Genomic DNA, 8,537 nt, shown 5'->3' with positions numbered 1-8,537 from the left:
GTTCAGTTTTCAAAGAACTACTTGGTCGCTCATTTGCGACTTCCTTATGTTAACACTTTCGTTAATTGATGTCAACTAAGTTTTTTATTTCGTTTGTCGCTTTCGACGTTATTGTCCTCGGCGACTTGTTCTATATTACACCCCCGTAGATCAACCGTCAATACCTTTTATCTTTTTTATTTTATAAATCATAAAAGCTTTGCCCTCTCTTAATTTCTAACACAGCCTTAGAACTTCTTAAACTTATGTATTCAAACTAACAATCTGCAGCCTACACTCTCTAACTTAATACTAATACTTTTCTAAAGAATGAATGTGAGACCAAGTAAATATATATTAAGGATAGTATTTTTTCTTTTAGTACGTCCTCCCTCCTGCTCATCTCTAGGGAGATTATAAATAAAACACTTCTCTTCTTTACCTTTAAAATCTAATATACTTAGGAGGCGTTATGAAATGCATGTTAATAAAAAGATAATTTATGTATCCCATGATGCCCATTTCCACGGAGCACAGCTACTTTCTTTACATACTATTAAGGCTCTTAAAGAAAACTTTGATTACTCTGTTGCAATTATTTCTATTGGATCAGGTATTTTAATTCCAGATTTTCAAAAGTACGGTCCTGTTTATTGTCTCGAGCAAGGTTATCAAACAGAAGAAAAGGTCGAATTATTAATAAAGGATTTATTATCACAGGATTTTACCCTCGCCATATGTAGCACTGTCATAAGTGGCGATATCGTCGCATTACTAGCTAGACACAATATAAAAGTTGTTTCATTAATACATGAATTACCGCATTTAATACAACAGTACTCTGCTGAAGGGAAAGCTAAAAACATCGCTGAATTTGCTTACAAAGTTGTCTTCCCTTCACAATACGTATATGAAAAATTTCGTACAATCACTGAATTGGATCCTCAAAAATGTCACATTCTCCCTCAAGGTTTGTTTAACCACAATCCTTATAAAAACAATATCGCAAAAGCTAGAAATGAGTTACGTAAGAAGCTTAACCTGCCTCTAGATAGCAAAATTATCTTAGGTGTAGGCTTCGCAGATTATCGAAAAGGAATAGATTTATTCTCACTTATCTCTTACTCAGTACGAAAGACTCACAAGGATATTCATTTCATTTGGGTAGGGAGAACGGACGTTCAATTCCTGAATACACTGCCCCCTAAATATAAAGCACATTTCACATTAGTCGATCCTACTCCCGATATCGGATTATATAACGCCGGGGCTGACTTATACTTATTAACTTCAAGGGAAGATCCTTTTCCAAATGTTGTTTTAGAAGCATTAGATGCAAAACTTCCTGTTATAGGGTTTAAAAATGCTGGAGGTTTTGAAGATGTTGTTACAGAAAAAACTGGTGCCTTAGTAGATTTTTTAAATTTACCCAAAATGCTAGAAAAAATATATGAATTTATTCATGATGAGGGATTACGATTACAAAAGGGAAGCTTTGGCCAAGAACTTATCGAAAAAAACTTCAATTTTCTTAATTACATTTATCAATTACTAGATCTTCTCGAACATAATTACAAAAAGATAAGTGTAATCATACCGAACTATAATTATGAAAAATACTTACCTGCTCGAATCGAATCAATATTAAACCAAACCTACCCTCTTTACGAACTAATTTTCTTAGACGATGCCTCCACTGATCATAGCGTATCAACTTTTAAAAAGCTGCTCTCAAAAGAAAATAAGACCCACCTGAAGGTTCAACAGGTTATTAATGATAAAAACTCTGGTTCTGTATTTAAACAATGGATAAAAGGAGTCTCTGCAGCAACTGGTGATTATATTTGGATCGCAGAGGCCGATGACTTATGCGATAAGACATTTTTACAAGAGGTGATACAGGGGTTTTATATAAATAACAATATTACCTTAAGTTACACACAATCAAAACAAATTGATGAACAAGGAAATGTATTGGCTAATCATTATTTAAATTACACAAATGATATCGATAAAGAAAAATGGAAAGGCCCCTATTTTCGAAAAGGCGTCGAAGAAATACAAGATACGTTACTTATCAAAAACACTATACCTAATGTTTCAAGTGTAGTTTTTAAAAATATAGATATGAAGAAAACAGAAAAACAGTTAGAGAAGTTCAAAATAGCTGGTGATTGGTTTTTCTATGTTTCTCTTCTTACAGAGGGAGATATTTACTTCAATCCAGCCCCCTTAAACTATCATAGACGACATTTAAATAGCGTAACAAGAACAGAAGATTCATACTCCCATTACAATGAAGTTGTGCAAATGCAAAATTTCATTAAAGAAAGATTTACTATCGACGACATTTCTAAAATGAAAATGTATACATATAGAAAGCATCTTAAAGCATACTTAAAAATTTAAACTTGTGCTTTCTATGCCATCAATATCTCTTGTAAGTTGCTACTATTACTTAAGGGAGGAATACTCTTTGAAAGACTTTATAGAGGAACATAAAGATTTAATTTCTCAAATCGCACACAGCTATAATGTAAATGCAAGTATCCATCCTGAGGATCATATCTTTCAGTTCATTGTCACTAATCCCGTCTTCCCATCAAAAAAAGAAGCGATAGATTACTACTTTAAAGATGGGCAAAACTCAGCACAAATACTCTTAAACTTAATTACTTCCCTTTATCCTCCTACAGGCAATCCAATTAAATTGTTAGAATTTGCATCCGGATACGGCTGCGTAACACGTCATTTATTAAATCTACAAGCGAATTTGAGTATAACCGCTTGCGATATACACGAAGAGGCTATTTCCTTTATTGAAAACAAATTAAATAGTTCTTCTATATTATCTCATCCTGAGCCTGAACAGTTAAAATTGGACTCCTCTACGTACGATATCGTTTTTTGTCTATCCTTTTTCTCTCATATGCCTGATACAACTTGGTTTCGTTGGCTGCAAACATTGTATAACGCTGTTTCACCTGGTGGTTTATTCATTTTCACAACCCATGGCTATCAAAGCAAAAAATACTTCGGGTTTCCAAATTTAAATGAAAAGGGCTATTGGTTTCTCTCTTCTAGTGAACAATTCGATTTAGATGTGAATCAATACGGACAAACGATAGTTAGTCCCTCTTACGTGTGTGACAAAATTAAATTATTACCCCATAACCCAATTATCAAAAAGTATACTGAAGGATTTTGGTGGGAACATCAAGACCTTTGGGTTATAGAAAAAGAAGTAAAATAATAACCCACGCTCTGCTTATACAAGTAGAGTGTGGGTTATTGTTTTTTACTATATAAGAACTCTTCAATCCATAGCTTATTTAATCTAATCCCATGTTTAAAATCTATTTTAGGTTCCCAATTCAATTCTTGTTTTATCTTATCAATATTTAAAATGATTTTTTGAACGTTCTCTTGTTTTTGTTTGTAACAGATAAAATCCACTTTTCTTTCTGTTATTTTCTCTAATTCCACTATAATTCGTTTTAAAGAAAGACCTTTGCCACTCCCTATGTTGTATACGCAAGATTTCAATTGATTTAATTGTGCTAGTTGTATAGTAATTTCAACTAAATCATCGATATAAATATAATCTCTAATAATCTCCTCTGGATTCCCATATATATGAATCCTTTCATTACTGAGATGCTGGTACAAAAAACAATTTATCGCCCCAACTTTTTTTAAGGGGTTTTGGTATTTTCCATACGGATTAGAATATCTACATACAACATAATTTATTCCATATTTTCTCTTATAAAAATACAAATAATTCTCCAGCGAAACTTTTGTTATTCCATACGGGGAAAGTGGTCTTAATGGATGTTTCTCATCAATAGGCAAATATTCAGGTTCACCATAAACTGTGCCTCCCGAAGAAGCTAATATAATTTTTTTAATACGAAAATCTTTAACACTTTCCATGAAATTAAGAAAAAATAGACTGCTATTAATATCACCGAAAACATCTTCAATTGAAGTTGCTACGTTAGACGTCGCAGCTAAATAAATAATAATATCTATATTCACTAAAGCCTTATATATATCCTCAACATTTTTTAAATCACCTTTAATAAATTCAACTTCACTTACAATATTTTGAGGAAAATTATTTATATGTCTGGAAAATACTTTTACATTTTGCCCCTGTTTCAATAAACCCAATGCGAGGTTGATACCAATGAAACTATTTCCACCTACTATTAAATAATTATTCTTCCTCATAATATCATCTCTCTAGTAGTAAATTTTTCCCGTCTTCAAACCTAAAAATATACACAAATAAACTGGATCATTTCGATTATTCATCTTCTTATCATTGTATGTTTGTTATAAATTTTCATTATCTTTATTTTCTATTTTCATTTTAGAATAGCTTCCTTATTCTGGTTGACTGCAAAAACACTCATAATATTTACTCATCCCCATGAATATATTTAATAAACAATCCTCACTTGTTTAACCCATAAAAAAACTTCTAAATACACAAGGTTTTCAAAAAAGGAGTGCGAAACTCATGAAAAATATAAATCAAGAACTTTTAAATCATGTAATTCTACATAAAGATCGAATTCCACATTACCATAAAGACTTTCCGATTATACTATTTTGGAGTCATAGAAGCGGATGCACCGCGTTAGCTAATTGGTTCTTTTTTCAAATCGGATTATTTACTGAAGCAAAGAAATACAATGACTTTATTCATTACTATGAGTTCTGGGTGTATAAGAACAATACAAATTACATACCAGAGTTACAAAATGGTCTTCTAGAGGGTAAAAAGGATGTTTGTAAACTTGTGCGAAATCCCTATACAAGGGCTGTCAGCTCATTTCTATTACTTGCTGACAACCCATATGCTAGCCCTCAATGGGAAAGTATCCGTCATTATTTTTACAATGACAAATATAGTAATCAAGGAATATCATTTAAACAATTTTTATATTACGTTCAGGCATTCAGCTCCAATTCTCTAGCGTTAGATATACATTTTAGTCAACAATACGTCCCTGGTGAAGAAAACTTCATCCAATGTTATATTCCTTTAGAAGATTTTAATACACAAATCACCAAACTAGAACACACGTACGATTTGATAAAATCCCCTTTAGCACTTCTTACAAATTCAGATCATCATCGCGCACATAAGATGATTTATGCAGGGAGCTATGCAGAACTTAGCATTACAGATACAGACTTCCCACGATTTCCAACATACGAAAGCTTTTATGATAAAGAAACTATGGATTTAGTTACAGAAATATACGCACAGGATTTTGAAATGTACCCATACACGAAAGGGATATTTTAAGTCTATACATTTTCCCATGAATAAAAGCTGATGCATCGCATAGCATAAAGTGAAACTTTAATTCGATTGGGGGTTCTCTTCAACTGATTATTCCCTTCTCCTAATCGCAATTTTAAGAGATACCTAACTTTCCCCCATTCCCCCTTTGATTTCGCTGATTGTTGACGTGTATCATACTTTCCATAAATAGATTGCATTTAACATAGGAGGGATGTCGTGTGGAAATCAATTTGAAACACAATAATGGGTACTGCGTTATTTGCGAAAAGAAAGCTACATTTATAGAGCATAATGATTGGCTTAGAGATCATTATTTATGTTCTACATGTAACTCTATACCAAGGCAGCGAGCTTTAATCCATGCTTTGCATACATTTTTTCCAAAATGGGATTCCTATAGTATCCACGAATCCTCTCCTGGAGGGATTACAACTCAGCTACTATTAAAAAACTGTAAAAACTATACTTATTCTCAATACTTTCAAGGTATTAGATGTGAGAACTTAGAAGACATGACTTTTGAAGATGAATCTTTTGATTTATTCATTACTCAAGACGTTTTTGAGCATGTAATGACGCCAAACAAAGCCTTTAAAGAAATAGAACGAGTATTAAAACCTGGCGGTGCTCATGTATTTACTGTCCCTTGGTATCATACACTCACAAAAACTGTGCAAAGAGCAAGAATGAATCAAGAGGTGATCGAATATATTGAAGAGCCCATTTATCATGGAAACCCTATTGATGAAAATGGATCTTTAGTAACGTTCGATTGGGGGCAGGATATGATTGAATATATTTATACACACACCAATATGTATACCATTGTTTATTTACAAAAGGATAGATCACTAGGATTAGATGCTGAATTTTTACATGTTTTTATTAGTAAAAAGCAAGAAAATAAAGTTTAATCACTATATAATTCGGAGGTTTAACAAATGAATAACTTTAAGTTAGGAAGTGATTTTGATTACCTTGTTAATTCACTATCTGATGTCGAACTTCTAAATTTATTTATACAAAGTTGTTCGCAAACAACGGTAAATGGGATTCCCGTACCTAGGTTTCCTCCTGAAGAAATTCAAAAACAATTTGTAGGTGCTTCCTATGAACATGCTCTTTACGAAGCATATTTGTTTTATAGACATATAAAAGAATACGCCCAAAATTTAGGGGTTCCCTTGAATAAAGAAAGTAAAGTTTTAGACTTCGGCTGCGGATGGGGAAGAATTATACGCTTCTTATTTAAAGATGCCTCTGATCAAAATTTACTTGGCATTGATGTCGATCCTGCGATGATCACACTTTGTAATGAAACACTAGGAAGAGGGATATATAAAACAGCAAGTCCACATCCCCCTGTAGAATTTATTAGTGACAATTCATTAGATATCATATTCGCTTATTCTGTATTCTCACATTTATCCGAAGCAACTGCTGAAAATTGGGTAAAAGAATTTTCAAGAGTTCTTCGCCCTGGTGGAATCTTCATCGCAACAACACAAGCGCGCTATTTTCTTGATTTTTGTCAACAATTCCAAGAACATCCTGAATTAATTCAAACAGGATGGCATAAAACTTTATCTCAAGCTTTTCCAGATATACATCGCGCCATCTCGGATTATGAAAACGGCAAATTTGTTCACAGTCCTACTGGTGCAGGGGATGTTAGAAATAGTAGTTTTTACGGAGAAACTGTTATACCTAGGACTTATATTGAAAATCATTATGAGAAATATTTAAAGCTACAAGACTTTTTTGATGATGTAAATCGATTACCACAGGCCCTCTTTGTCCTTCAAAAAATTTAATTCCTTTCATTCAACGTAATAAATTTCATGACGAAAAGCACTTTCTATTTCAGCTATATATCAAATTACCTAATACTCTCTTATTAAGTAAGCTTAAAAAAATCCAATACATACCATAAAAAACAGTAAACAGATAACATATCTCTTGTTTTAAAATTACTTCACCAAATCAAGAATAACTTCCCAACACTTGAACTACGAAAAACATGAGGGGGATATAACTTGAAAATAATAGCTTTTTACTTACCACAATTCCATCAAATTAAAGAAAATGATCGATGGTGGGGGAAAGGATTTACTGAATGGACAAATACTAAAAGTGCACGACCTTTATTTTCAGGACATTATCAACCTAGGGAACCTTATCAAGATTTTTATTACGACTTAACTACCCCCTCCGTAAGAAAGTGGCAAGCGGAAATCGCTAAAGCATACGGTATATATGGTTTTTGTTATTATCATTACTGGTTTAAGGGAAAAAGACTATTAGAAACACCCTTTAATGAGGTACTAAAGATGAAGGAACCTGACTTCCCTTTTTGTCTTTCTTGGGCAAATGAACCATGGACAAAATCTTGGGATGGTCTCGATAAACATATATTAATGCCTCAAGACTACGGAGATATATCTGATTGGAAGGAACACTTTGATTATTTATTACAGGCTTTCCAGGATGAGAGATATATTTATATAGATGATAAACCTCTATTCATTATTTATCGTCCAGGACATATTCCTGATTGTGAAAAAATGCTTAATTACTGGAATGCATTAGCGCGAGAAAATGGTTTAAAAGGTATATACTTTGCTGAAACATTAAACAGTTTTCCACTACCTAATATAAATGGATTCGATGCTAGCATTCAGTTTGAACCTTTCTATACAATTGCCCATGATAGCTCTTCAGACATAAATAAGGTAATATATGATTCTGATATGCAATTAAATGTTTGGGACTACGATAAAGTATGGATGTATATATTACAACGATCGCTCCCAAAGAAAAAAACATTTCCCGGGGCTTTTGTTGATTGGGATAATACTGCACGACGTAAAAACGCAAATAGCAGCATCTTTGTAGGTTCTACCCCTGAAAAGTTCAGCATATATTTAAGCAAGCAAATTCATCGTACTTACTCTTTTTATAACAGCGAGTTTTTATTTATTAACGCATGGAACGAGTGGGCGGAAGGAACTTACTTAGAGCCAGATAAAAAATATGGATTTTCTTATTTAGAAGGGGTTAAAAATGCAATTGATAGAGGTATGAAAGCATACAAAAAAGACGAGTCATTCTGACTCGTCTTAAGCTTGCTTGGCGACGTCCTACTCTCACAGGGACAAGGTCCCAACTACCATCGGCGCTAGAGAGCTTAACTTCCGTGTTCGGTATGGGAACGGGTGTGACCTCTCTGCCATCA

The 8,537-nt window shown here is 33.2% G+C and carries 7 protein-coding genes and 1 rRNA gene; 6 read left to right on the top strand and 2 right to left on the bottom strand.

Going from position 1 to position 8,537, the window contains the following annotated elements:
* Window positions 1–456 precede the first annotated feature (456 nt).
* Both ACTFP3_RS29995 and ACTFP3_RS29990 read left to right on the top strand, forming a co-directional pair.
* Window positions 457–2,388 carry a glycosyltransferase gene (locus ACTFP3_RS29995; protein ID WP_086388122.1) on the top strand — a complete coding sequence of 644 codons (1,932 nt, stop codon included), beginning with the start codon at window positions 457–459 and terminating at the stop codon, window positions 2,386–2,388.
* Between the two features lie 67 nt (window positions 2,389–2,455).
* Window positions 2,456–3,232 carry a class I SAM-dependent methyltransferase gene (locus tag ACTFP3_RS29990; RefSeq protein ID WP_149215801.1) on the top strand — a complete coding sequence of 259 codons (777 nt, stop codon included), beginning with the start codon at window positions 2,456–2,458 and terminating at the stop codon, window positions 3,230–3,232.
* A gap of 35 nt (window positions 3,233–3,267) precedes the next feature.
* On the opposite strand, the gene ACTFP3_RS29985 is transcribed toward ACTFP3_RS29990, so the two are convergent.
* Complete coding sequence (locus ACTFP3_RS29985; protein WP_440012073.1) at window positions 3,268–4,215, bottom strand: NAD-dependent epimerase/dehydratase family protein; 948 nt, start codon at window positions 4,213–4,215, stop codon at window positions 3,268–3,270.
* Window positions 4,216–4,507: 292 nt separating this feature from the next.
* Here ACTFP3_RS29985 and ACTFP3_RS29980 point away from each other — a divergent pair, with 292 nt between their 5' ends.
* The 4 genes from ACTFP3_RS29980 (at window position 4,508) to ACTFP3_RS29965 (ending at window position 8,415) form a co-directional block, all read left to right on the top strand.
* On the top strand, window positions 4,508–5,302 hold the full coding sequence (locus ACTFP3_RS29980) for a sulfotransferase family 2 domain-containing protein (protein WP_000790047.1): 795 nt from the start codon (window positions 4,508–4,510) through the stop codon (window positions 5,300–5,302).
* Window positions 5,303–5,520: 218 nt separating this feature from the next.
* On the top strand, window positions 5,521–6,216 hold the full coding sequence (locus tag ACTFP3_RS29975) for a class I SAM-dependent methyltransferase (RefSeq protein WP_440012071.1): 696 nt from the start codon (window positions 5,521–5,523) through the stop codon (window positions 6,214–6,216).
* Between the two features lie 27 nt (window positions 6,217–6,243).
* The gene (locus tag ACTFP3_RS29970) at window positions 6,244–7,116 is read left to right on the top strand and encodes a class I SAM-dependent methyltransferase (RefSeq protein WP_025710433.1); all 873 of its coding nucleotides are present in this window, start codon (window positions 6,244–6,246) and stop codon (window positions 7,114–7,116) included.
* A gap of 222 nt (window positions 7,117–7,338) precedes the next feature.
* The gene (locus ACTFP3_RS29965) at window positions 7,339–8,415 is read left to right on the top strand and encodes a glycosyltransferase WbsX family protein (protein WP_044306950.1); all 1,077 of its coding nucleotides are present in this window, start codon (window positions 7,339–7,341) and stop codon (window positions 8,413–8,415) included.
* Window positions 8,416–8,429: 14 nt separating this feature from the next.
* On the opposite strand, the gene rrf is transcribed toward ACTFP3_RS29965, so the two are convergent.
* A 5S ribosomal RNA gene (rrf, locus tag ACTFP3_RS29960) occupies window positions 8,430–8,537 on the bottom strand; the annotation flags it as partial.

Origin of the sequence: Bacillus cereus group sp. MYBK5-2, from assembly GCF_051915685.1 — a bacterium.
Lineage (GTDB): Bacteria > Bacillota > Bacilli > Bacillales > Bacillaceae_G > Bacillus_A > Bacillus_A cereus.
The sequence above is the reverse complement of the archived record's forward strand: the minus strand, read 5'-3'. Positions and strand labels throughout refer to the sequence as shown.